Annotated in this window: 18 protein-coding genes; 10 read left to right on the top strand and 8 right to left on the bottom strand. The window is 37.9% G+C overall.

Annotation, left to right across the window (positions count from 1 at the left end; all coding sequences use genetic code 11):
- Positions 1-20 precede the first annotated feature (20 nt).
- From GSB9_00118 to GSB9_00112, 7 genes are all read left to right on the top strand, one after another.
- A complete protein-coding gene (locus GSB9_00118; protein UKM63575.1) occupies positions 21-1793 on the top strand; it encodes a long-chain fatty acid--CoA ligase in 1773 nt (590 codons plus the stop codon).
- A gap of 147 nt (positions 1794-1940) precedes the next feature.
- A complete protein-coding gene (locus GSB9_00117; GenBank protein ID UKM63574.1) occupies positions 1941-2384 on the top strand; it encodes a MarR family transcriptional regulator in 444 nt (147 codons plus the stop codon).
- A gap of 8 nt (positions 2385-2392) precedes the next feature.
- Positions 2393-4801, top strand: a complete 2409-nt coding sequence (locus tag GSB9_00116; protein UKM63573.1) for a 3-hydroxyacyl-CoA dehydrogenase/enoyl-CoA hydratase family protein — start codon at positions 2393-2395, stop codon at positions 4799-4801.
- 3 nt (positions 4802-4804) lie between these two features.
- Positions 4805-5995, top strand: a complete 1191-nt coding sequence (locus GSB9_00115) for an acetyl-CoA C-acyltransferase (protein ID UKM63572.1) — start codon at positions 4805-4807, stop codon at positions 5993-5995.
- 37 nt (positions 5996-6032) lie between these two features.
- The gene (locus GSB9_00114) at positions 6033-7838 is read left to right on the top strand and encodes an acyl-CoA dehydrogenase family protein (GenBank protein UKM63571.1); all 1806 of its coding nucleotides are present in this window, start codon (positions 6033-6035) and stop codon (positions 7836-7838) included.
- A gap of 227 nt (positions 7839-8065) precedes the next feature.
- Positions 8066-9616 (top strand): M1 family metallopeptidase, encoded by a 1551-nt coding sequence (locus GSB9_00113; protein UKM63570.2) that lies wholly within the window; start codon positions 8066-8068, stop codon positions 9614-9616.
- Between the two features lie 3 nt (positions 9617-9619).
- A complete protein-coding gene (locus GSB9_00112) occupies positions 9620-10189 on the top strand; it encodes a YdeI/OmpD-associated family protein (protein ID UKM63569.1) in 570 nt (189 codons plus the stop codon).
- Positions 10190-10192: 3 nt separating this feature from the next.
- Here the strand turns inward: GSB9_00112 and GSB9_00111 are convergent, their stop codons facing one another.
- The 8 genes from GSB9_00111 to GSB9_00103 form a co-directional block, all read right to left on the bottom strand.
- Positions 10193-11476 (bottom strand): glycosyltransferase, encoded by a 1284-nt coding sequence (locus GSB9_00111; protein UKM63568.1) that lies wholly within the window; start codon positions 11474-11476, stop codon positions 10193-10195.
- 15 nt (positions 11477-11491) lie between these two features.
- Positions 11492-13576: an HAD-IIB family hydrolase gene (locus tag GSB9_00110; GenBank protein ID UKM63567.1), complete on the bottom strand. Its 2085-nt coding sequence runs from the start codon at positions 13574-13576 to the stop codon at positions 11492-11494.
- 209 nt (positions 13577-13785) lie between these two features.
- Positions 13786-15252, bottom strand: coding sequence for a magnesium chelatase (locus GSB9_00108; GenBank protein ID UKM63565.1), 1467 nt, complete (start codon positions 15250-15252; stop codon positions 13786-13788).
- 80 nt (positions 15253-15332) lie between these two features.
- Positions 15333-16460, bottom strand: coding sequence for a VWA domain-containing protein (locus GSB9_00107; GenBank protein UKM63564.1), 1128 nt, complete (start codon positions 16458-16460; stop codon positions 15333-15335).
- A 90-nt stretch (positions 16461-16550) separates the two neighbouring features.
- Complete coding sequence (locus GSB9_00106) at positions 16551-17228, bottom strand: Crp/Fnr family transcriptional regulator (protein ID UKM63563.1); 678 nt, start codon at positions 17226-17228, stop codon at positions 16551-16553.
- A 51-nt stretch (positions 17229-17279) separates the two neighbouring features.
- Complete coding sequence (locus GSB9_00105) at positions 17280-18119, bottom strand: universal stress protein (protein UKM63562.2); 840 nt, start codon at positions 18117-18119, stop codon at positions 17280-17282.
- A gap of 85 nt (positions 18120-18204) precedes the next feature.
- Positions 18205-19257, bottom strand: coding sequence for a response regulator (locus tag GSB9_00104; GenBank protein UKM63561.1), 1053 nt, complete (start codon positions 19255-19257; stop codon positions 18205-18207).
- Positions 19254-20498, bottom strand: a complete 1245-nt coding sequence (locus tag GSB9_00103) for a PAS domain-containing sensor histidine kinase (protein UKM63560.1) — start codon at positions 20496-20498, stop codon at positions 19254-19256. Before GSB9_00103 ends, GSB9_00104 begins: the two co-directional genes overlap by 4 nt.
- Positions 20499-20718: 220 nt before the next feature.
- Between GSB9_00103 and GSB9_00102 the strand changes: the two genes are divergently transcribed.
- From GSB9_00102 to ccoN, 3 genes are all read left to right on the top strand, one after another.
- Positions 20719-23094 (top strand): heavy metal translocating P-type ATPase metal-binding domain-containing protein, encoded by a 2376-nt coding sequence (locus tag GSB9_00102; GenBank protein ID UKM63559.1) that lies wholly within the window; start codon positions 20719-20721, stop codon positions 23092-23094.
- 75 nt (positions 23095-23169) lie between these two features.
- Positions 23170-23358: a cbb3-type cytochrome oxidase assembly protein CcoS gene (gene ccoS, locus GSB9_00101; protein UKM63558.1), complete on the top strand. Its 189-nt coding sequence runs from the start codon at positions 23170-23172 to the stop codon at positions 23356-23358.
- 14 nt (positions 23359-23372) lie between these two features.
- Positions 23373-25553, top strand: coding sequence for a cytochrome-c oxidase, cbb3-type subunit I (ccoN, locus tag GSB9_00100; GenBank protein ID UKM63557.1), 2181 nt, complete (start codon positions 23373-23375; stop codon positions 25551-25553).
- Positions 25554-25565: the final 12 nt, after the last annotated feature.

The raw sequence follows: 25565 nt of genomic DNA, 5'->3' as shown, positions 1-25565 counted from the left end.
CTAGACTATCTAAATTAAGCATGAAAGATATAACCAGACTTTTTGATTTTCCATATCATCAATTAAGAAACCACCCATTAAAGGCCAGTCTGGTCACAAAATATAATGGTGAATGGGTAAAAACCTCTACACAGGAATACATTGATAAAGCAAACGCCATTAGTAGGGGCTTGTTGAAACTTGGTATAAACAAAAACGATAAGATTGCGGTCATTTCATCAACCAACCGTACCGAATGGAATATTGTAGATATTGGTGTACTTCAAGTTGGCGCTCAAAACATTCCCATTTACCCAACCATTAGTGCTGAAGACTATGAATATATATTAAACCACAGTGAATCTATTTATTGTTTTGTCTCGGATGAAGAAGTTTTGGAAAAAATCAATCAAGTAAAATCCAACACCAAAATCAAGGAGGTTTATTCTTTCAACCACATAAAAGGATGCAAACACTATTCTGAATTGCTTGAATTAGGCAAGGACCAAGGTAACCAAAATGACGTAGAAGACAGAAAAAACAATGTAAAACCAGAAGAATTGGCTACTATAATTTATACATCGGGGACTACCGGAAAACCTAAAGGCGTAATGCTCTCTCACAACAATATTGTTTCAAATGTACTTGCAGCACGGAAAAGATTCCCTTTGTCTCCAGAAGACCGCGCTTTGAGTTTTTTACCCATATGCCACGTTTTCGAACGTGTATTCACTTACTTATATCAATATGTTAGTATTGAAACTTATTTTGCCGAAGCCCTTGATAAAATAGGTGATAATGCAAAAGAAATAGAACCCCACACCATGACAGTTGTCCCCAGATTAATTGAAAAAGTTTATGATAAAATAATAGCTAAGGGGGCCGAATTAACCGGTATAAAGAAAAAACTTTTCTTTTGGGCTGTTGATATTGGAAACCAATACAAGCCTTACAAAAAAAATGGTTTATGGTATACATTAAAGCTATCCATTGCCCGAAAACTAATTTTCAGTAAGTGGCAGGCTGCACTGGGTGGCCACATCGTGTTTTTAGCCTCTGGTAGTGCTGCTTTACAACCTAGATTGGGCAAAATATTTGGAGCTGCCAATATGCCCATAATGGAATGTTATGGCCTCACCGAAACCTCGCCTGGTGTATCGGCCAGCGATAAGAGAAATGGAAACTGGAAAATTGGTTATGTCGGCAAAATTATTGACGGAGTGGAAGTAAAAATTGCTGAAGATGGCGAAATTTTAGTAAAAGGACCAAACGTAATGATGGGCTACTATAAAGAACCAGAGAAAACAGCAAGTGTTATGACGGGTGATTACTTCCATACAGGAGACAAAGGCGAAATAGATTCTGAGGGTTTTTTAAAAATTACCGGTAGAAAAAAAGAAATGTTTAAAACATCTGGCGGAAAATACATTATACCCACCTTACTCGAAAATGAGCTAAAACAATCAAGATTCATCGAGCAAATTATAGTAATAGGAGAAGGCGAAAAAATGCCGGCCGCCTTAATTCAGCCCAATTTTGAATTTATTCAAGAATGGCTTAAGCAAAAAGGACACCAGGTTGGATCTTCAGAAACCGAAATATCCAACTCACCTATTGTTCAGAAAAGAATACAAAAAGAAGTAGACAACTGTAACACTAAATTTGGTAAATGGGAGCAAATAAAAAAGTTTGAGCTTACTCCAGAAGTTTGGTCGATCAAATCAGGGCACTTAACGCCCACAATGAAAATGAAGCGAGATGTTATAAAACAAAAATACGCTTCTCTTATTGAAAATATTTACCGGCCAAAGTAAAACAAACAACAAATAATAGGCTTATTTTTTCACGTTATTTATTATGCATGCATAATATTTTTTTTTATATTTGGAACGTAACAAATATAAACTAAAATACAAACTACTGCATGCGCAGAAATCACAACGTGATAATTAAATTGATAGATGAAAGATAAAACCATCGACTATGTATTAAGAACCACTTGGCTCACCGTTCAAAAAATGTATAATGAAGAAGCTGCAAAGTTTGAAAGCACCATGGCAACAGGCTTTACATTATTAAGCATCGATCCCGAAAAAGGCACCCCCTCTACGGCACTGGGTCCAAAAATGGGCATGGAAGCCACAAGTCTCTCACGAATTTTAAAAACCATGGAGAAGAAAGGCCTGATAGAGCGTTGCCCCAATCCAAATGACGGACGCGGTGTAATAATATGTTTAACAGAGTTTGGTAGGGAAAAAAGGGCGCAATCGAGAGAAAAAGTACTGACATTTAACGAAGTTATCCGAGCCAATATTTCTGAAGAGAAAATCAACCATTTTTATGAAGTGGCCGAAACCATCAACGAAATGGTTTGTAACAAAAAGATATATAATCAAAATGATTAGTCAATAAAATGAGTAAAAGAAGAATTAAAAAGGTAGCCATTATAGGCTCCGGAATTATGGGTAGCGGTATTGCATGTCATTTTGCCAATATTGGCGTAGATGTCCTGCTATTGGATATTATTCCGAGAGAACTAAACGATAAAGAAAAAGCACAAGGTTTAACCTTAGATGATAAAGTAGTGAGAAACCGATTAGTAAACGATGCTTTGGCATCTGCCTTAAAATCAAAGCCCTCTCCTATTTACCACCCAAAATTTGCAAGTAGAATCACCACTGGAAATCTAGAAGACGATATTGCCAAGGTGGCCCATGTCGATTGGATCATGGAAGTGGTAGTAGAACGCCTTGACATAAAAAAGCAGGTTTTTGAAAAACTTGAAAATCACAGAACGCCCGGAACATTAATTACGAGCAACACCTCTGGGATTCCAATAAAATTTATGAGTGAAGGGCGAACCGAAGATTTTCAAAAACATTTCTGTGGTACCCACTTTTTTAATCCAGCTCGTTACTTAAAGTTATTTGAAATCATTCCTGGCCCAAAAACAGATGCCAAAGTTTTAGAATTCTTAAATGGTTATGGCGCACAGTTTTTAGGAAAAACCTCAGTAGTTGCAAAAGACACTCCGGCCTTCATAGGAAACCGAATTGGTATTTTTAGCATTATGAGCCTGTTCCATACGGTTAAGGAAATGGATCTGACCATCGAAGAAGTCGACAAGCTCACGGGACCGGTAATTGGCAGGCCAAAATCGGCCACGTTCCGAACTGTAGATGTCGTTGGTTTAGATACTTTGGTGCATGTAGCCAATGGTATTGCTGAAAATTGCAAAGACGACGAGCGCATAGAATTATTTAAGCTGCCCGATTTCATCAATACCATGATGAAAAACAAATGGTACGGCAGCAAAACTGGGCAAGGTTTTTATAAAAAAATTAAAGGTGATAACGGAAAAAGCGAAATTCTGTCGCTCGACCTCAACACCTTAGAATACCGATCCTCTAAAAAAGCAAAGTTTGCCACTTTGGAGTTGACTAAATCGGTTGATAAGGTTATTGATAGGTTTGAAATTCTTATCTCAGGAAAAGATAAAGCTGGCGAATTTTATCGAAAAACGTTTGCTGCATTGTTTGCTTATGTGTCACATCGAATTCCTGAAATTTCAGATGAACTATATAAAATAGACGATGCCATGAAAGCTGGTTTTGGCTGGGGGCATGGCCCATTCCAAATCTGGGATGCCATTGGTGTTGAAAAAGGTATCGACCTTATAAAAGCAGAAGGATTAGAACCTGCCAAATGGGTAAACAATATGCTTTCTGCTGGAAATTCGTCTTTTTACACTATTAAAGAAAGCGCCACTTACTTTTATGATATACCTTCAAAATCACAAGAAAAAGTACCCGGACAAGATGCCTTCATTATATTAGATAACATAAGGCAGTCGAAAGCGGTATTCAAAAATGACGGTGTTGTTGTTGAAGATTTGGGCGATGGCATTTTAAATTGCGAATTCCAAAGTAAAATGAATACCATCGGCGGTGATGTGCTAGCTGGTTTAAACAAAGCTATCGATATCGCAGAAAAAGATTTCGAGGGATTGGTTATCGGCAACCAAGGCGCCAATTTCTCAGTTGGTGCCAATATCGGTATGATTTTTATGATGGCCGTTGAACAGGAATATGACGAGCTCAATGGTGCCATCAAATATTTTCAAGACACCATGATGCGCATGCGCTACTCGGCAATTCCAACGGTTTCTGCGCCTCACGGCATGTCGTTGGGCGGTGCTTGCGAACTCTCAATGCACGCTGACAAGGTTGTCGCAGCAGCCGAAACCTACATGGGATTGGTTGAGTTTGGGGTTGGTGTTATTCCCGGAGGAGCAGGTTCGAAAGAAATGGCTCTGCGCGCATCAGACACTTTTAGGAAAGGTGATGTTGAACTCAATGTTTTACAGGAATATTTTCTAACTATTGGTATGGCGAAAGTATCTACCTCAGCTTATGAAGCTTTTGATTTAGGTGTGCTTCAAAAAGGAAAAGATATTATAGTTGTAAACAAAGACAGACAGATTGCTACCGCTAAAGCACATGCCAAGCTATTGGCAGAAGCTGGCTACACGCAACCTATAAAACGCACCGATGTTAAGGTTTTAGGAAAACAGGCATTGGGCATGTTCTTGGTCGGTACCGACTCCATGGAAGCTGCCAATTACATTAGCGAACACGACCATAAAATTGCCAACAAACTAGCCTACGTAATGGCTGGTGGCGATTTATCGGAGCCTACCTTGGTGAGCGAACAATATTTATTGGACCTAGAACGTGAAGCATTCTTGAGTTTGTGTACAGAACGTAAAACTTTAGAACGCATCCAACACATGCTAAAAACAGGAAAACCATTAAGAAATTAAAAAATGAAACAAGCATATATAGTAAAAGCATACAGAACTGCTGTTGGCAAAGCTCCAAAGGGTGTTTTTCGTTTTAAGCGAACAGACGAATTGGCAGCCGAAACCATACAGTATATGATGAAGGAGTTACCAGGTTTTGACAAATCCCGCATTGATGATGTCATTGTTGGAAATGCCATGCCCGAAGGTTCACAAGGTCTGAATATGGCGCGGTTTATTTCACTGATTGGATTGGACAGTATCGATGTACCCGGTGTAACTGTAAACAGGTTCTGTGCATCTGGAATAGAAACCATAGGTGTGGCCACAGCAAAAATTCAAGCGGGAATGGCCTCTTGTATTATCGCCGGTGGAGCCGAAAGTATGAGTGCCGTACCCATGACGGGCTTTAAGCCAGAATTGAATTATGACACCGTAAAAGCAGGACACCCCGATTATTATTGGGGAATGGGCAATACGGCTGAAGCTGTAGCCAACCAGTTTAATGTTTCACGCGAAGACCAGGACGAATTTGCTTATAATTCGCATATGAAAGCTTTAAAAGCACAGGCAGAAGACCGTTTTCAAAAGCAAATCGTTCCTATAGAGGTGGAAGAAACCTATATTGATTCCAATGGAAAAAAAGCAACAAAAAATTACACGGTCACCAAAGATGAAGGTCCACGAAAAGGCACAAACTTAGAAGCTTTAGCAAAACTAAAACCTGTTTTTGCTCAAGGCGGAAGTGTTACCGCTGGTAATTCTTCACAAATGAGTGACGGTGCTGCTTTTGTTATGGTTATGAGCGAGGACATGGTAAAAGAACTCAATCTTGAGCCTATTGCAAGATTAGTAAATTATGCCGCTGCTGGGGTAGAACCCCGAATTATGGGTATTGGTCCTGTAAAAGCGATTCCTAAGGCATTGAAACTGGCAGGTTTAAAACAAGACGATTTAGAACTTATAGAACTTAACGAAGCCTTTGCATCACAATCTATAGCTGTTATTCGAGAATTGAATTTAAATCCCGACCTCGTAAATGTAAACGGCGGAGCTATTGCATTGGGGCATCCGCTTGGTTGTACGGGCGCAAAGCTTTCCGTTCAATTATTCGACGAAATGCGCCAACGCAACATGAAAGGAAAGTATGGTGCAGTTACCATGTGCGTTGGAACAGGCCAAGGTGCATGTGGTATTTTTGAATTTTTAAATTAGAAATAAGACTAATTGAATCTATTAATCTTAAAAAACTATGGAAGAAAAGGACATTTTACGCGGCGGACAATTCTTAGTAAAAGAAATTGACTGCGAAGACATATTTACTCCCGAAGACTTCAATGAAGATCAAAAAATGATGAAAGAAGCCGTAACCGAATTCGTTGACCGGGAAATTTGGCCCAAGAAGGCGCAATTTGAACAAAAAGATTACGCTCTTACCGAATCTTGTATGGAAAAAGCAGGCGAACTCGGGTTTTTAAGTATTGCCGTTCCTGAAGAATATGGCGGCATGGGAATGGGCTTTGTCGATACCGTTTTGGTTTGCGACTATATTTCTGGTGCTACAGGTTCTTTCAGTACGGCTTTTGGTGCACATACTGGTATTGGCACTTTACCCATTACTTTATACGGAACCGAAGAGCAGAAGCAAAAATACGTTCCTAAATTAGCTACTGGAGAATGGTTTGGTTCTTATTGTTTAACCGAACCCAGCGCGGGCAGTGATGCCAATTCTGGAAAAACCAAAGCTGTGCTTTCGGATGACGGAAAATCCTATAAAATAACTGGACAAAAAATGTGGATCTCTAATGCAGGATTCTGCAGTTTGATGATTGTTTTTGCCCGTATTGAAGATGATAAATATATTACCGGGTTTATTGTTGAATACGACCCAGAAAACCCTAATGGCATTACGCTGGGCGAAGAAGAACACAAATTAGGTATTCGTGCCTCTTCAACCAGGCAGGTATTTTTTAACGATACCGTAGTTCCTGTTGAGAACATGCTTTCAACAAGAGGTAATGGTTTTAAAATTGCCATGAACGCTTTAAACGTAGGCAGAATTAAATTGGCTGCCGCCTGTCTAGATGCACAAAGACGCACTATTACAGAGTCGATAAAATATGCCAACGAGCGTATTCAATTCAAAACACCTATTTCAAGTTTTGGTGCTATCCGTCAAAAAATAGCAGAAATGGCAACCAACTGTTGGGTAGGCGAAGCAGCAACTTATCGGGCTTCCAAAAACATTGAAGACCGTATTACCATTAGAAAAAATAACGGCAAAGACTCAGACCAAGAAGCAGAACTGAAAGGTGTTGAAGAATATGCCATTGAGTGTTCAATTTTGAAAGTAGCTGTTTCTGAGTTTATTCAAAACTGTACCGATGAAGGTATTCAAATTTTTGGTGGTATGGGCTTTTCGGAAGACACCCCAATAGAATCGGCGTGGCGCGATGCCAGGATTTCTAGAATTTACGAAGGAACAAACGAAATTAACAGAATGCTGTCCATTGGCATGCTTATTAAAAAAGCCATGAAAGGCCACGTTGACCTATTAACACCAGCACAAGAAGTCGCCGAAGAATTGGTTGGCATCCCGTCGTTTGAACCTAAAGACTTCTCAGAATTATTTTCAGAAGAAAAAAGCATTGTAAAAAACCTGAAAAAACTGTTCTTGATGGTTGCAGGTGCTGCACTTAAAAAGTACGGTGAGGAAATAGAAAAACAACAGCAACTTATGTTAGCGGCTTCCGATATTTTAATTCAAATTTACTTGGCCGAATCTGCTATACTCCGTGCCGAAAAAATGGCAAAAAAGGAAGGCGAAGACAAGGTAAAAGAGCAAATAGCTATGGCCAAACTCAACCTGTTCCATGCTATCGATGTCATTGAAACTGCAGGGAAACACTCGATAATTTCGTTTTCTAAAGGAGACGAACAACGTATGATGCTTATGGGGCTTAAGCGCTATATAAAATATGTAAACATGCCTAATATTATAGAATTGAGGCATATTATAGCACAAAAAGTAATTAATGAAAATAAATACTGCTTCTAAGCAGAGTGACTAACTCAATTTTAAAAACGCCTTGACTATATTTCGAGGCGTTTTAATTTTCAATAAATTCTACAAATAGATTTAACAAAAACTTAAGAAGCTTTTTGCTTAATTTACTCGAAATTATAAAAATGAACTTTCACTTCCTTTTACTACACTTTTTACTTGCATTTTTTTGTTTTTCGGCTAAGGCACAGAGCCTCCTGGATGAGAGAACCCATTTTACAATGCAAGATACCTTGAGAGGAAGCATTACTCCAGAACGCGAATGGTGGGATTTAACCTATTATGACCTAGACATGAAAGTCAGTCCCGATAGAAAATTCATTTCGGGTAAAAACACCATGAACTACAAAGTGTTGAACAATCAATCTGTTATGCAAATTGATTTACAGCCTCCAATGCAATTATTGAAAGCTGTTCAAAATGGTAAAAATTTAGAAATAAAGCACAATGATAATGCCCATTTTATAACACTTGTTGAAAATCAAAATATTGGCGATATCAAAAGCATTGAATTATTTTATGAAGGACACCCCAAAGAAGCCGTAAGAGCACCTTGGGATGGCGGTATCACCTGGGAAAAAGACACCAACGGTAATCATTTCATAGCCTCTTCTTGCCAAGGTTTGGGCGCCAGTGTATGGTGGCCTTGTAAAGACCATATGTACGACGAGGTAGACAGTATGCAGATAAGCGTTAATGTGCCTTCAAGTTTAATAAATGTTTCAAATGGAAGGCTTAGAAGTGTTGAACAATTTGGAGATACCAAAACGTACCGATGGTTTGTTTCCAATCCCATAAACAATTACGCCGTTAGCATAAACATAGGGGATTACATTAACTTTTCTGAGGTTTACGACGGTATGGCGGGTAATTTAGATATGAATTACTATGTCCTAAGAGACCATTTAGAAAAGGCAAAAAAACAGTTTACCGATGCCCCTAAAATGATGGAAGCTTTCGAGCATTGGTTCGGGCAATATCCGTTTTATGCAGATAGCTTTAAACTGGTTGAAGTGCCTTATTTGGGCATGGAGCATCAAAGTTGCGTTACATATGGAAACCAGTATAGAAATGGATATTTAGGTACCGATCTCTCGGGTACGGGATGGGGCTTAAAATTCGATTTCATTATTATCCATGAATCTGGCCACGAATGGTTTGCCAATAGTATAACCAACAAAGATGTGGCCGATATGTGGATACATGAGGGGTTTACCTCCTATTCCGAAAATCTGTTTTTAGATTACTATTACGGAAAAAAAGCCGCTTCAGAATACGTTATTGGAACACGCCAAAATATTTTAAACGACAGGCCTATAATTGGAGAATACAACGTTAACAGCAAAGGCTCTGACGACATGTATTTTAAAGGCGCCAACATGCTTCACACACTAAGACAACTTATTGATGATGATGAAAAATGGCGCTCCATCTTAAGAAAACTGAATATCACATTCTATCATCAAACAGTAACATCCCAACACATTGAAGATTTTTTATCATCTGAAACCGGAATTGATTTAACTGCATTCTTTAACCAGTATTTGAGAACAGTAAAAATCCCAACTTTAGAGTACGAGATTAAAAAAAACAAGCTAAAATACCGTTGGACAAATATTGTTGACAACTTCGATATGCCCATTCAAATTGCCGTAAACGGAACGGGACAATGGCTATTTCCAAAAGCTGATTGGAATACTGAAACATTTCAAGATAAAATCGATAATTTTAAAATCGCCCCAGATTTTTATATCGAGTATAAAAAACTTTAACCCTTGACCAAAATACCAGAATTATATTTTACTGATAGTGGTTGGCGCAACTGGCTACACCAAAACCACGCCAAGCAGAATGGGGTTTATTTAATTTTCTATAAGTTAGACCATAAAAATGATAGTATGCGCTGGGAAGAAGCTGTAAAAGTTGCTTTATGCTACGGGTGGATAGATTCTACCGTAAAAAGTTTGGGCAATGGAAAGCGACGCCAATATTTCACTCCGAGAAACGAAAAAAGTGTGTGGAGCGCTTTAAACAAAAAATACATAAAAGCTTTGAATGCGGAAAATTTGATGCCCCAAAGCGGTTTGAAATGTGTTGAAACTGCAAAACAAAATGGAAGCTGGAATACCTTGGATGATGTTGAAAACGGTATTATCCCTTCTGATTTACAAACGGAATTCGACAAGAACAAAACAGCCTACAATAACTACAAAAGTTTTGCGCCTTCATACCGAAAAAGCTATCTCTACTGGCTAAACCAGGCAAAACGTGAAATTACAAGAAAAAAACGCATAATCGAAATTATTCGATTATGCGCTGAAAATATAAAATCTAGAAACGTATAATATTTAACTTGTATAAATACTTGATTCCATTGATTGTTGGTTAATTGAACTGTTGAATATTGCCAAGATACGTTTTGCAATACCCGTCCAGCCAAAATTTCTACGAGCAAATCTAGCACCTTCCACAGAAAGCTCATTTCGTAATCTAGGGTATTGTAATGGCATCGACATCATAGCTCCAAATTCAACGGGACGGTGAGGATCGGCAAAAAGCGCTTGATTTCCAAAATCAATTAAATCGTAAAGTCCACCATGAACCGTAACCACACTTGGCGTACCACAAGCCATTGCTTCAATAGCTACCATTCCAAAAGGTTCGTACCGAGATGGCATGGTAAAAATATTGGCTGCCCGGTACACATTGGCCAAATCCTTATCGGCCACATAATTCTTCCAAGTAATTTTATCCGAAACACCGAGTTCTCCAGCTAATTTTTTTAAACCGGCAACCCCTTTATCATCTTGTGCAGACTGGTCTCCGCCAATGGCTGCTACCAAACGGGCTTCCGGACAAAGTTCGAATACAGTTGGCAAGGCCTGTAACAATAAATCATACCCTTTATTGTGTGCCATTCTTCCCAATGCCAAAATATCGGTGGGATGAATATCATATTTGGCTCGAATTTTATCGTTTTCTTTTGATGGTACCGGATAAAAACGGTTTTCGTCAATACCCGGCGGAATCATACCACAATTACGAGGTAAAACATCATATTGCTGCGTAAGTAAATCAACTTGAGGTAAGGTGGTTGCAATCACGTAATTACACATTTGATAAACAAAATACTCTTTGCGTATACGCTCTTTAAAACGGTATTTTTTCTCCATTTCCTTTTCGTCCATATCGCTTCCCATGGTATGCTGCTTCCACCACCCTAGCGAATGGGGGGTGTGAACGTGGGAAATACCAAGCTCTTCGGCAATTTTTTGTCCTGCCCAACCAGCATCCCAATAATGGCTGTAAACAATATCGTACTTTTTGTTTTCCTTTTTTATAGCCGCTAAAGTGTTAGTTACAAACTTTTTTAGATGATCGTGCATATCTTCTTTCCTAATGAATTTTTTACCTCCAAAAGGAATACGCCAAATACTATAATTTTCATCTACGTGGTCGTATTCAGGTTGGTCCTCAAATTGACGGGTTACTAAATCGACACGCTTTCCTAACCTACTAAATCGCTCTGCAAGCTCTAAAACATAAACTACCTGCCCTCCTGTATCTGGTTTTCCTAATTCGGCATTTGCACCTACATATCCGTGCAAAGAGATCATTAAAATTGATTTCATAGTTTTTTATTTTAGTTATTTATTAATTATTTTTAAATGATGGCAAGCAGAAATATACTGTGCAGCAGACCAAGCCTGGTAAGCTTTACCCATGGCCTTACCTGTAGTACCATGGGCCCATTCGGTGAATTCCCATTCTTCGGTTAGACCTTCTTTATTTATAAGTGCCAATTTATGGAGCTCAGAAACGGCCACATCTTTAAGACCTAGTTTATTTATAAACTTCACCCAAAAGCCTCCCACAAATGGCCAAATACCACCGTTGTGATAATGGTTTGGCAAGTTTAACAGGTTAACTGTATAATAGGGTCTCCAATCTGGATCTCCTGGTGTTACCACGGGATAGACATTTGACACTGGAAAGGGATCATTTACTCCAACGCCCAACATAAATTTAAAAGTTTGGTGTGCTTTTTCGGCATCAACGGTGCCGTGCAAAAAGGCCAATACATTACCAAACACATCACAACGCCAACTAAAATCGAAAGGTGTAGTTTGTGCTATTAAATATGAGGTATCGCCTAACGTAAATTGTCGTTCGGCAAACGAAACCGATTGAAAAAGTTTCTGTTGGGTGGATGGCCAAAAGTTTTGTAAAATTTCTTTTTTAATAACTTGAGACCACCTGATATACTCCCCTGCTTCTTCATATTGACCCAACATTTCAAGCATTCGCCCAAAACACACATTGGCTCGGTACCACAGAATTTCATCGTAAAGGATATTATAACTACCACCGAATAAATCTGTCCAATCTCCTGCTTCGGGTATTTCTAAAAGCGCATCGTTATTACTGTCGTGCGCACCTAACCAACGCATGGTTTCTTTAATATCCGAAATATATTTACGAAGGAAATCAATATCCTTGGTTACATTTACGTATTCATAGAATGCAATAACCACCCAAATTCCACTATCAATCGAGCAGATACCTCCAACTCCCGAATAATCTGGCACGTTATCTTTAATTCTAACATTTGACGGTATTTGTCCGTTACGTGAAATGTGCTCAAACAACGTAATTAAAGTTTGTCGCTGACATTTATGAATTTCTTTATCCCTAATTAACGGAAGCGACCCAATAACAGTTATAGCACCATCTCTTGCCCATACACTGTGATAGTTTTCATCAGTACCACTAGGCACATTATCTTTTATAGAACAGGCCGAAAAACCCAAAGGCGTAATGTTTTTCTTTAAAGCCTCTATTGCCTTTTTGTAGCCCTCTTTGATTAATGCTATTTTTTCATCCTCATCCTCAAGAGCGATGGTATTTAATTCCTGTTGAATGATGAAGTCCTCGGAATGGTCTTTCTCCATAGCCACAAGTGCTTCATTTGGCAAAACACCATAATATACCAACCCCTCAATAACACCGTTGCTATGCTCGCCTTCTGCATGGTATATTTGTCTGTATTTAGTGAACTTATACAGTTCTTCATGGGCATTGGCTACAACAATACCCTTTATATCCTGAAGATCGAACATTGCCGAATCGTTACCACTATCTCCAGCTACAAGTGTTTCATTGGTCTTTATATCTAATTTTTTAAGCAACCACTGTAAAGCGTTTCCTTTATTGGCATATTTGGGCAAAATATCTAAAAATTTCTCACCTGAATAGACTACATTGATGTGCATATTGGCGTTGGCAAAATCTTTTTCTATGCCGTCAATAAGATCTGGTGTGGCATCATAAAAAAAGTAACTTCTCTTATATGAATGCTGAAATCTTGAGGGCTGTTCGCTAATGGGGTGGTTTATACTTTGAATAATATTCTCTACAGCTGCAATATCCCAACCATCATCCAATACATCGTTAAACTCCTTTACAACACATTGATTTGGATAATCGTATATATGTGTACCGACCCCTGAAATTATATAATCAGGTTCTGGTAAGACGCCCTTTTTTATGAGGTTTTTAACATCATCCACAAGACGCCCAGTGTTATAGGTTAGCAGGACGTTAGAATCATGCTTGTATTTATTCCAAATTTTGGTAAAATTACCTTTTAGGGTGTGAAATTCAATTAATGTATTATCAATATCAAATGATAAGAGCTTTATAGGGCTCTTTTTCACTAAATCTTTATCCATATGTTAAAAACCTTCTTTTTAAATTTTTCGACGTTTTTGCTCAAAAACCATCAAAAAAACTGCGTTTATTGGCTTAATATATGGAAAAATTACGCCAAAACCTACATTTTTAAGCATGCAGATTATTTTTTGCTAGAACAAAAAAATAAGATTGTTTTAAATATGGATTTAAAAATTTTACCGGGTTTAAGTTGTAAATTGAAAATGCACTAAATGCCGCTAATAAAACTTCCGTAAGGATCTTTAAATTGGGTTCCTTCAGAAAATCTGTGTTTACTTAAGAGTTTAAATTCAACTAGCCCCCAAAGCACAAATTCCCTAACAAAGCAATTATCATGTTCTGAAACATTGGGCTGAAACTCATTTAACAAAACGGTTAAAGGCGTAATGGATGTTAAAAGGCTTTTGTACTCCTTATCGCTTAAATCGTCTAGAAGTTCAAAACCTTCTTGATGGTTGAAAAACCACGAAACAACCTCATCATAAGGGCTTTCTTCATTTTGCTTTTGGAGTTTTTCAATTTTAGGAAACATACTAGGGAACAAACTTTTAACAGCTTCTCCAATTAAGTTTTGCGCTACGACTACCGCACCCTCTTGCTCACCTTCGTAAACCAACTCAACCTTGCCGGTAATGGAAGGAATAATACCTATAAAATCTGAAAGCCTTACCGTTGTTTCTGAATCTCCACTCAGGAGTGCACGTCGCTCGGCAGTACTCAACAGGTTTTCCAATGCTGTAATACTTAAACGGGCGCTCACACCACTTTTTACATCGATGTACTCACTCTTTCTGGCTTCAAAAACAATTTGTTCTAATAGGTCTCTGGCCAAATCAGGAACCTTCACTCCTGTCTTTTGGCTTTCAACCAATTTAGCTTCCTGTTGGGTAATCAGCTTGGCTGTTTCAATATTTACAGGATAGTGCGTTAAAATTTGCGAGCCAATTCTATCTTTTAAAGGCGTCACAATACTACCTCTATTAGTGTAGTCTTCTGGATTTGCTGTAAACAAAAATTGGATGTCGAGAGGCAAACGCAATTTAAATCCTCGAATTTGGATATCACCCTCCTGTAAAATATTAAATAGTGCGACTTGTATACGAGCTTGTAGATCAGGCAATTCATTAATAACAAAAATACAGCGGTTAGCTCTGGGTATCATCCCGTAGTGAATCACCCTATCATCGGCATAACTTAATTTTAAATTGGCCGCTTTTATAGGATCGACATCACCTATAATATCAGCAACGGTAACATCTGGAGTGGCCAGTTTTTCGGCAAATCGTTCACTTCTATGCAACCATGCAATTGGCGTGTTGTCTTCCTTTTCTTTTAGTAAGTTTTTTGCATAACGGGAAATTGGCGAAAAGGGGTCATCATTAATTTCCGAACCTTGTACATATGGGATATACTCATCTAACAAATTCAGCATTAAACGTGCTAACCTTGTTTTTGCCTGTCCGCGTAGCCCTAAAAGATTGATGTTATGGCGCGATAGTATAGCACGTTCCAACTCTGGAATTACAGTGTTTTCGTAACCATGTACGCCTTTGAATGTGGTTTCTTTGTTTTTAATTTTTTGGATTAAATTGTCTCGCAATTCATCCTTTATCGATTTACTTTGGTAACCTGACTTTTTTAAATCACCAAAGGTTTTTATTGTTTCTATTTTCATATTTTTTTTAATTATTGGGACATCTCGACAACGCTCGATGTAATAACTTCTTGATTTTAAACTTGAATTCTTATTCTGAATTACCCTCTAATACGCTTTTTTCTATTGGATTCGTAATCTTCAAAAATCATTTCTCCTAAGCCCTTTAATCCTGTGTAAAATGCTTTGCCTTGATTGGCATATGAAAACTCCCGTACAAATTGCATAAGGTAAGGGTCTTTGGCTATCATGAATGTTGTGATTGGAATGTGTAACTTTCTGGCCTGCTGCGCCATCATATAACATTTACCGGTAATTTTTGGATTTAGACCAAAACTATCCTTATAATATTCTCCATTTGGCAAACACAAGCAACTGGGCTTACCATCGGTAATCATAAAAATTTGCTTATTGGTGTTTCGCTTTCGCCGAAGTAAATCCATTGCCAATTCTAAACCAGCAACCGTATTAGTGTGATAAGGCCCCACTTTTAAATAGGGTAAATCTTTTATTTCTATTTGCCAAGCATCATTACCAAACACCAATATGTCTAGGGTATCTTTTGGGTAACGTGTTGTGATAAGTTCTGCTAACGCCATAGCTACTTTTTTGGCGGGTGTAATTCTATCTTCGCCATAAAGTATCATGCTATGGCTGATATCAATCATTAAAACGGTACTCATTTGAGATTTATGGAGGGTTTCCTCTACGACTAAATCATTTTCGGATAGTGTAAAATCGGAAATACCATGATTTATTTGTGCGTTTTTTAAACTTTCGGTCATAGAAACCCTATCCAAGGCATCCCCAAATTGATAATTCCTAAAATCTCCCGTACGTTCATCGCCTACGCCCAGGTTTTTGCTTCTGTGATTACCTTGACCACTGCGTTTTATTTTACCAAATATTTGGTCGAGTGCCTGTTGGCGAATGGCTCGTTCAGTTTTAGCGGTAATTGCCAAACCGCCATTGCCATCGAGGTCTATTTCTTCTCGCAGGTAACCTTTCTTTTTGAGGTCTTCAATAAAATCGTCAATAGTGTATTCCGGCGTAGTTAAGCTATATTCTTTATCCAACTCGCGAAGCCAGTCGATAGCCTCATCAAAATCACCCGAAGTGTGGGTTATCAACTCCTTGAATATTTCGAAAAGTTTATCGAAAGGCGATTGATTTGGTGCTTGATAGCTTTTAAAAACAAATCCTTTTTTGAGTGTGTATGTTTGTTTCATAGCTGTATAAAATTACTATTTTTTATACAACTCGAAAAACAAATACCATTAGATTTATTTATGCCACAGAAAGTTACATAAATAGTTTTTTTACTTGGCTTGCTTTAAACCTTCTAAGTTTTTAATTTTAATATGTTTTCCTGTAGTAGAAACAAGCCCTTCTTTTTTGAACTGCGATAGTACACGAATTGCAGATTCGGTAGCAGTACCCACAATATTGGCATAGTCTTCTCTTGATAGTAATATGCTTAGTGTATTATCTGGGTTTACACCAAAGCTATCGTGTATATAAATTAAGGTTTCGGCCAAACGCTGTCTAACCGATTTTTGCGCCATGTTGACTATAAAATCATCAGACTGTTTTAAATCCCTTGCCATTTCCTGCAAAACATCAAACGAAAATTTTGGGTTTTTCTGTAAATCTGCAATGATTTCACTTTTAGGTATAAAACAAACTTCCATATCGTTCAATGCTACAGCTTGTAAATTTGAGCTTTCACCGGAAATTAGCGAACGCTGCCCCAGCAATTCACCCTTTACAACCATTTTTACAATTTGGTCTTTTCCGTTTTCGCTTAATTTTGAAAGTTTGCAAATACCATCTTTTATGCAATACACACCATTCAATACCTCGCCCTCTTCAAAAATAACCTCGCCCTTTTTAATGGTTTTGGTTGTTTTGCACGCAGAAATACGTACCAACTCGGCTTTGGTTAATGATTTTAAAGCGTTAAACTGTTTAATGATACAATGTTCGCATTTTCCCATACCCTGATGAAGTTGAAAATTTATAAATTTATTAAAGAAGACTTCCGCTTTTTAATGCAATACCAAAAAAGGCACATCTTTGTAATAACTAATTTTATTTACTGCTGGATGAAATAAAATACGTTGAAAATAATTTAAATTTTTGGCCAACATAGCTATTAAATTTACACCCTTAGAGTCTACAAACTGCTGCACGGCATTCTCGATATACTGATCGGTTAAAAAGTGAAAACTATGCTTGTAGTTCGAAAAATAGTCGTCTAAATATTCCTTATTTCGTTGTTGGTCTTTATTCAAGCCTAATTTACTTTTATTAACATTAAGTATGCTTAATTCGCTCTTACTTTGGTCAATAATATCTATAATGGGCTGCAAAATATCAGGATGGTAAAAAATCGAGAAATCGGTAGGAAATGCAATTTCTTTAGGTTCAACATACTTGGCGTTTTCTGGAACCACCAAAGTTGTGCACTTTACCTTTGTAATTACATTTCCGGCATTCGATCCAATAGCCAGCCTATTAACTCCAGATTCACCTTTGGTTCCCATTACAATAAAATCAATCTTGTGCTGAGCAACCTGCTCGCGCATAGAATCGATAAGGTTATTGTGGTCTGAAATTGTAAAAAACCTATGGTTGGGAATTTCAGAAAAACTCTCCTTAATTCTGCTAACCGTTTCCAGTAAAAAAACTTTAGAAGGTTTGGTAAGCATTTTTGAAGTCATGCCACTATTTTGCATGTATTCATTTTCGGCCGTATCGAGAGTACGAACCGTATTTACATGCAACAAATAAAAATTACACGGCGACTGATCAAAAAACTGGAGTGCGTATACGATAGCATTCCATGAATTTTCCGAAAAATCAGTAGGTATCAAAATATTCTTCATGCGCTTTGTCTTCTTGGGACAAAGGTAAAAGCATGATGTATAATGAAATATGACCAAAATCATAATTCGGCCACCTTTAGGGCTCCTAGCTTATTTCTTCCAGCTTGTTAATATCTAGGATTCTTATGTTTCTGCCTTCAATTTCAATAAGCCCCATATCCTTAAAACTAGAAAGCGTTCTAATTAAACTTTCAATGGCCACACCAGCAACACTGGCCAAATCGTTTCTGGAAATCCTAATGGCTTCATCTGGTTTTCTGTTGAGTTTTTCGGCAAACTTCAATATCGTTGAAGCTGTTCTTCGCTTTACGGAACTATAGGCCATTTCTAACAATTGGTCTTTAACGTGTATTAGGTCGTCGGTCAACAGCTGAATAAGCTCTAAAGTGACCGTATGATTAGTATTGAGCACATCTTTAAGGTCATTTTTTGACAGTGCCATTAACGTAGAGTCTTCTACAGCGGCGGCAGTTTCTTGATATATTGTATTTTGGGTAAAGGAGGTATAACCAAAAAGGTCGTCTTCTTTATAGAGTGCCGTGGTTAGGTCTTTTCCTTTTTCGTCTAACCTGTGACATTTTACCAAGCCTTTAGAAATTAAATAAATATTGTTTGAATGCTGACCTTCTTCATATATTACCTCGCCCCTACTATAACTGATTTCCTTACCATTATCATCAAAAAAGTTTTTTAAATCGTTTAATGTTCTAAGTTCATCATCCTGTTCTTGCTCTACTTCCGAATTGGCATCATTGCTTTCCCTTAAAATCATTGCTTTTGCCAACCGGCTTTCTATAGCACTTATCAGCTCTTCTTCTTCAAATGGCTTTGTTATATAATCGTCTGCACCTAAATCCATACCTTTTCTAACGTCTTTGCGTTCTGTTTTGGCCGATAAAAAGATAAAAGGGATATGTTTGGTGTTTTCGTTTTTAGCCAATTCTTCCAAAACACCATAACCATCAAGCTCAGGCATCATAATATCACACACAACAATGTTGGGTAAATTGGCTTTAGCTGCTTCTACCCCAGCCTTACCATTGGGAGCCGTGATTAACTGATAACCTGAGAGTTCCAGTAGTTCTGCGGTATTTTCACGTAAGATAACATCATCTTCTATCAATAATACTTTTTTCATTCTTTTGCTTTGTTTGGTATTACAAATGTAAATTCGCTTCCTTTATTTTCTTCGCTTTTAAAACTAATGGTTCCCCCAAGCTTTTCCAAATGACTTTTTACTATGTTTAGCCCTATACCCGTTCCTTGAGTCAACAAAGCATTTTCTGCCCTAAAATAACGGTTAAAAATACGCTTTTGGTCCTTTTCCGGAACACCTATTCCGTTGTCCTTTATTTTAAAGGTCGTTTCTTTTTCACCTTGGTTTATTTTTATATCCACCAAAGTGTTCTCTGACGAATATTTAATAGCATTATTTACAAGGTTAGACAGGGCTAACTCAATAATTTTTTCGTCTTGATACAATGAGTATTCATCAATGTTTTCTGGGTAGTTGATGGTTTGCCCCTCTTTTAAAAGCATATTGGCATTATAAACCACCTCGTTGACCACCTTACTGATTTTAAAGGTGCTAAACCTGTAATTTACTTTACCTGTCTCAAGCTTTTCGATGGACAAAAAGTCATTTAAAATATTATTGAGGTAATGCACTTTATCGGTTATGGTTTTTATGTGCTTATCCCGTCTCTCTTGCTGTTCGGTTAGTTTGTATTTCCCAAGTAACATGGCCGACGTTAAAATACCACTCAACGGTGTTTTAAACTCATGGGAAACCAATGACAAAAACTTAGTTTTAAGCTCATTAAGCTCTTTTTCTTTTTTTAGGGCTTCCTTGGTTTTATTTTGGGCCTCGATACGCTTTTTTATCTCGGCATCGCGTTGTATATTCACCGTTTTAAGAGTCTCAACGGTACTTGTTAATGTCCTTGTGCGTTCTTCAACCTTTTTCTCCAATTGCATGTTGAGTTCTTGCAATTGCAACTCTTGCTCCTTACGTATGGTTATATCTATTACCAAAGCCATAACAAACGACTCGCCACCTATTTCTAATGGGTTTAAACCTGCTTCTACAGGAAATGTAGTACCGTCTTTGCGAGCACCGTACAAGTCGCGCCCATGCCCCATTTGCCTACTTTCCTTTTGTTTCATAAAACCCTCAACATGCTCGCCATGTGTTGCTTGATGGCTTTTAGGTATTAAAACAGTAAGATTTTGATGTAAAAGTTCTTGATTGTTATAGCCAAACATACGCTCTGCCGAGGTATTAACGGCAACAATTTTTTGTTGGCTATCAACAACTATTACGCCTTCTGAAACCGACTCAAAAAGAACGGCAAAAACATCCTTGTCGTTTTGGAACATGTATATGGGTTTTTTAAAATTGCTAAAAAATAGACAAAAACCGTTTCAAACCAAACGAATTGGTCTCTATTGTTAAATAATTGCTTTGGGTGTTAGGGTTAAAATATTTCATTTTTGGTTAAAATTGAAGTTGTGTAAAAGTAAATAAAACATGACAAATATCATATTTTAAAACAAGGTGTTTTAAGATTTTTGCTCCAGGTATAAATGAGCAAATATTATGGAACATAACACATGTTTCCACTGCGGGCTGGATTCCGCTTCGTCTGAAATTGTTTTTGACAACAAGTCGTTTTGTTGCCATGGCTGTAAAACGGTTTACGAGATTTTTAGCGCCAACGACCTCACGTGCTATTACGATTTGCAGCAAGCACCAGGAGCCACTCCAAAAGATATTCAAGGCAAATACAATTTTTTGGAAAATCAAAAGATTGTCAATCAACTTCTTGAATTCAACGATGAAAACACCCAAATAGTAACGCTTTATATTCCACATATTCATTGCAGTTCGTGTATTTGGGTATTGGAAAACCTCAACAAGCTTAACCCTGCAATTAACAGCACTACCGTTAATTTTGGCAGGAAAACGGTTAGGATTAACTTTAACATAAAAACCCTTTCGTTAAAAAACCTAGTTACCCTACTAAGCAGCATTGGGTACGAACCATTTATAAGCTTAGATGATTATAGCATTGGAAAAAAACAAGTCAACCGCAGTTTAATCTATAAATTAGGCATTGCGGGTTTTGCCTTTGGCAATGTTATGTTTTTGTCGTTTCCCGAATATTTTGAAATGGGCGAGTTTTGGCTCGAACAATTTAAACCTTTGTTTAGGTGGCTCATGTTCTTTTTTTCGTTGCCGGTTGTTTTTTACTCGGCCCAAGGCTATTTTATTTCGGCGTATAAAGGTTTAAAATCACGTCTATTAAATATTGATGTTCCTATTGCGCTGGGTATTGTGGTATTGTTTGTAAGAAGTACGGTCGAAATTATTTTCGATTGGGGATCGGGCTTTTTCGATAGCCTTACAGGTCTAGTGTTTTTTCTGCTACTTGGTAAGTTCTTTCAGCAAAAAACATATTCTTTTTTATCTTTTGAACGCGATTACAAATCGTATTTCCCCATTGGTGTGACCAAAATCCTCGACCAAGGCAATGAGGAGTCCATTCAGGTTTACGACATCAAAAAGGGAGACCGCCTGTTAATTAGAAACGAAGAACTTATTCCTGTTGATTGTATTTTGATAAAAGGAAACGCACAAATTGACTATAGTTTTGTAACGGGTGAGTCTAAAACCGTATCTAAACAATCGGGCGATAAACTTTTTGCAGGTGGAAAGCAACTTAACGGCAATATTGAAGTCGATGTTTTAAAATCGGTAGAACAAAGTTACTTAACACAACTTTGGAGCAACGATGTATTTAAGCGTGACAAAGAATTATCTTTCACCAATTTAACCAATACAATAAGCAAACACTTTACACTAACCATTCTTAGCATTGCCATTGTTGCTACTGCTTTTTGGCTGGCGGTTGATTCCAGTAAAGCATTAAATGTATTTACTTCTGTACTCATCATTGCTTGCCCCTGTGCTATTGCGTTAGCGGCTCCTTTTACTCTTGGGAATGTGCTACGTATTCTGGGTAAAAAGAAATTCTATCTTAAAAACACTTCCGTTGTTGAACAGCTTTCAAAAATCAATACCATTATTTTCGACAAAACCGGAACTATTACCACCAACAAAGAAACAAGCATAAGCTATGAAGGCTCAACACTCAGTAAAGAGGAGAAAACTCTATTAAGGAGCACATTGCGTGGCTCAAACCACCCTTTAAGCCGTTCTTTATATAGCATTTTGAACGAACATGATATTTTAACTCTAGATGCTTACAAAGAGCATTTGGGACATGGCATTGAAGCTAGCTACAACAACAAAAACATAAAAGTTGGATCTGCAAATTTTGTTGGTAGCTTAACTGATGTTTCAACGCTAAACACTAGTGTTCATGTTAGTACCGATAACACTTACAAAGGCAAATTCACATTTTACAATGCTTACCGAAAAGGGCTTTCAAAGCTATTTAACAAACTAAAAAAGGAATACGACTTGGTTATTCTATCTGGTGACAATTCGGGCGAAAAAGACAACTTAACCAAATTACTGCCCACTAAAACAAAACTTATTTTCAACCAAAAACCAGAAGATAAATTGGAATACATAAAATACCATCAAAGCGAGGGTGCCAAGGTGCTTATGGTTGGCGACGGCCTAAACGATGCCGGAGCCTTAGCACAAAGTGATGTAGGTATAGCCATTTCTGAGAACGTCAATGTTTTTTCGCCTGCTTGCGATGCTATTTTAGATGCCTCAAAATTCAACCAATTGTACCATTATATAAAACTATCCAAATCAGCCATAAAAATTATAAAATGGAGTTTTCTCCTCTCTTTTATCTATAACTGCATTGGACTCTATTTTGCAGTAACCGGACAATTAGCACCAGTTGTCGCCGCTATTTTAATGCCGTTGAGCTCAATTAGCATTGTAGTTTTCACAACCATTGCCACCAATATAGTCGGCAAGAAAATAAGATAATACCCAAAAACATGACAAATGTCATTTTTTTAGCAAAACCATGAAAGTACTTTTGAACCATAACTTCAATTAGGTATGAGTGTTATATATATTTTATTAGCCATAAGTATTATTGTGGCCATAGGTTTCTTTTTAGCCTTTATTATGGCCGTTAAAAAAGGGCAGTTTGACGATAGCTACACGCCATCTGTACGCATGCTTTTTGAAGACGAACTGGTTAAGGAAAACTCAAAAAAATCAATTCAAACTAACAAAGATCAATAATCAAAATCACACAAATGGAACAGTTTCACTACGATAACAAAATCGTTAAAAATTTCTTGTATGCTACCATGCTTTGGGGTGTTGTAGGAATGCTGGTAGGCCTGCTTTTGGCCTTTATGTTTTTATTTCCAAATTTAACCGATGGCATTTCATGGCTTAGTTTTGGCAGATTGCGTCCGCTTCATACCAATGCCGTTATTTTTGCCTTTGTAGGAAACGCTATTTTTGCAGGCGTTTACTACTCTACCCAACGCTTGCTCAAGGCGCGCATGTTTAGCGATGTTTTAAGTAAAATAAACTTTTGGGGCTGGCAACTTATTATTGTAGCTGCTGCCATAACGCTACCTTTAGGGTTTACTTCTTCTAAAGAATATGCCGAACTGGAATGGCCCATTGATATTGCCATAGCCGTTGTTTGGGTGGTTTTTGGTTGGAATTTAATCGGAACGATTTTAAAAAGAAGACAACGCCATTTATATGTCGCCATTTGGTTTTACATAGCAACATTTGTTACGGTTGCAGTACTTCATATTTTTAACAGTTTGGAACTTCCCGTTAGTGGGCTGAAAAGTTATTCGGTTTATGCTGGTGTTCAAGATGCTTTGGTGCAATGGTGGTACGGGCACAACGCCGTAGCATTCTTTTTAACCACTCCGTTTTTGGGCTTGATGTATTATTTTGTTCCAAAGGCTGCTAACCGACCTGTATACTCCTATAGGCTTTCCATTGTTCACTTTTGGTCATTGATATTCATTTACATTTGGGCGGGTCCACACCATTTATTATATACCGCTTTACCTGAGTGGGCTCAAAACTTAGGTGTTGCCTTTTCGGTGATGTTACTAATGCCATCGTGGGGTGGTATGATAAACGGCCTTTTAACCTTACGTGGTGCGTGGGACAAAGTACGTACAGACCCTGTTTTAAAATTCATGGTTGTTGCCATTACAGGATATGGCATGGCTACTTTCGAGGGGCCAACCCTTTCCTTAAAAAACGTTAACGCCATTGCACACTTTACAGATTGGATTATTGCCCACGTACACGTTGGCGCATTAGCCTGGAACGGTTTCTTAACATTTGGTATGGTCTATTATTTAGTACCAAGGCTGTTCAAAACCAAACTATATTCTTTAGGGCTGGCCAACCTCCACTTCTGGATTGGCACACTAGGTATCATCATGTACGCGCTTCCAATGTATGTGGCCGGATTTACACAAGCCAGTATGTGGAAACAATTCAATCCAGACGGTACTTTAACCTATGGAAACTTTTTAGAGACCGTTACAGAAATCATCCCCATGTACTGGATGCGAGCCATTGGAGGAACGCTATTCATTACCGGTATGTTGATAATGATTTACAACGTTATTGTTACCATAAAACAAGGAAGCGCTGTTGAAAATGAATTGGCCGAAGCACCTGCGCTTGAACGCGTAACGAACAAACGCACAGCATCTGAAGGATGGCACACCTGGTTAGAAAGAAGACCTATTCAGTTAACCATATTGGCTACAGTTGCCATTTTAATTGGAGGAATCATTCAAATCGTTCCAACCATTATGGTAAAATCAAACGTTCCAACAATTTCAAGTGTAAAACCTTATACACCTCTTGAATTGGAAGGCCGTGATATTTACATTCGTGAAGGCTGTGTGGGCTGTCACTCCCAAATGATTCGCCCTTTTAGAAGTGAAGTAGAACGTTACGGCGAATACTCAAAAGCTGGTGAATATGTTTACGACCACCCATTCCTTTGGGGCAGTAAACGTACCGGCCCTGATTTACATCGCGTTGGAGGAAAGTATTCCGACAACTGGCATTTTAACCACATGTACGACCCACAAAGCACATCATCTGGCTCAATCATGCCACGTTACCCTTGGTTGATATCAAGTGAATTGAACAAATCGCAAACCGAAGCCAAGATGAAAGCCATGGTTTCGCTTGGCGTACCGTACACCGAAGATGATATCGCCATGGCACAAGAAAACATGCTGAAACAAGGTGCTCAAATTGAAGAAAACCTACATAACGACCCCGATTTCGCAAAAGCTTATGAAGCCGATAAAAAGTATGCCGTTGAAAACGGTGAAGTCTTTGTAGAAATGAAAAACAGAGAAATTGTAGCGCTTATTGCATACTTACAGCGCTTAGGCACTGATATCCATGTTGAAACCACAGCACAAAATTAACCATCAAAACAA

Source organism: Flavobacteriaceae bacterium GSB9 (assembly GCA_022749295.1).
Taxonomy (GTDB): domain Bacteria; phylum Bacteroidota; class Bacteroidia; order Flavobacteriales; family Flavobacteriaceae; genus Flavisericum.
Note: the sequence above shows the minus strand (reverse complement) of the source record. Positions and strands in the feature narration are given on the sequence as shown.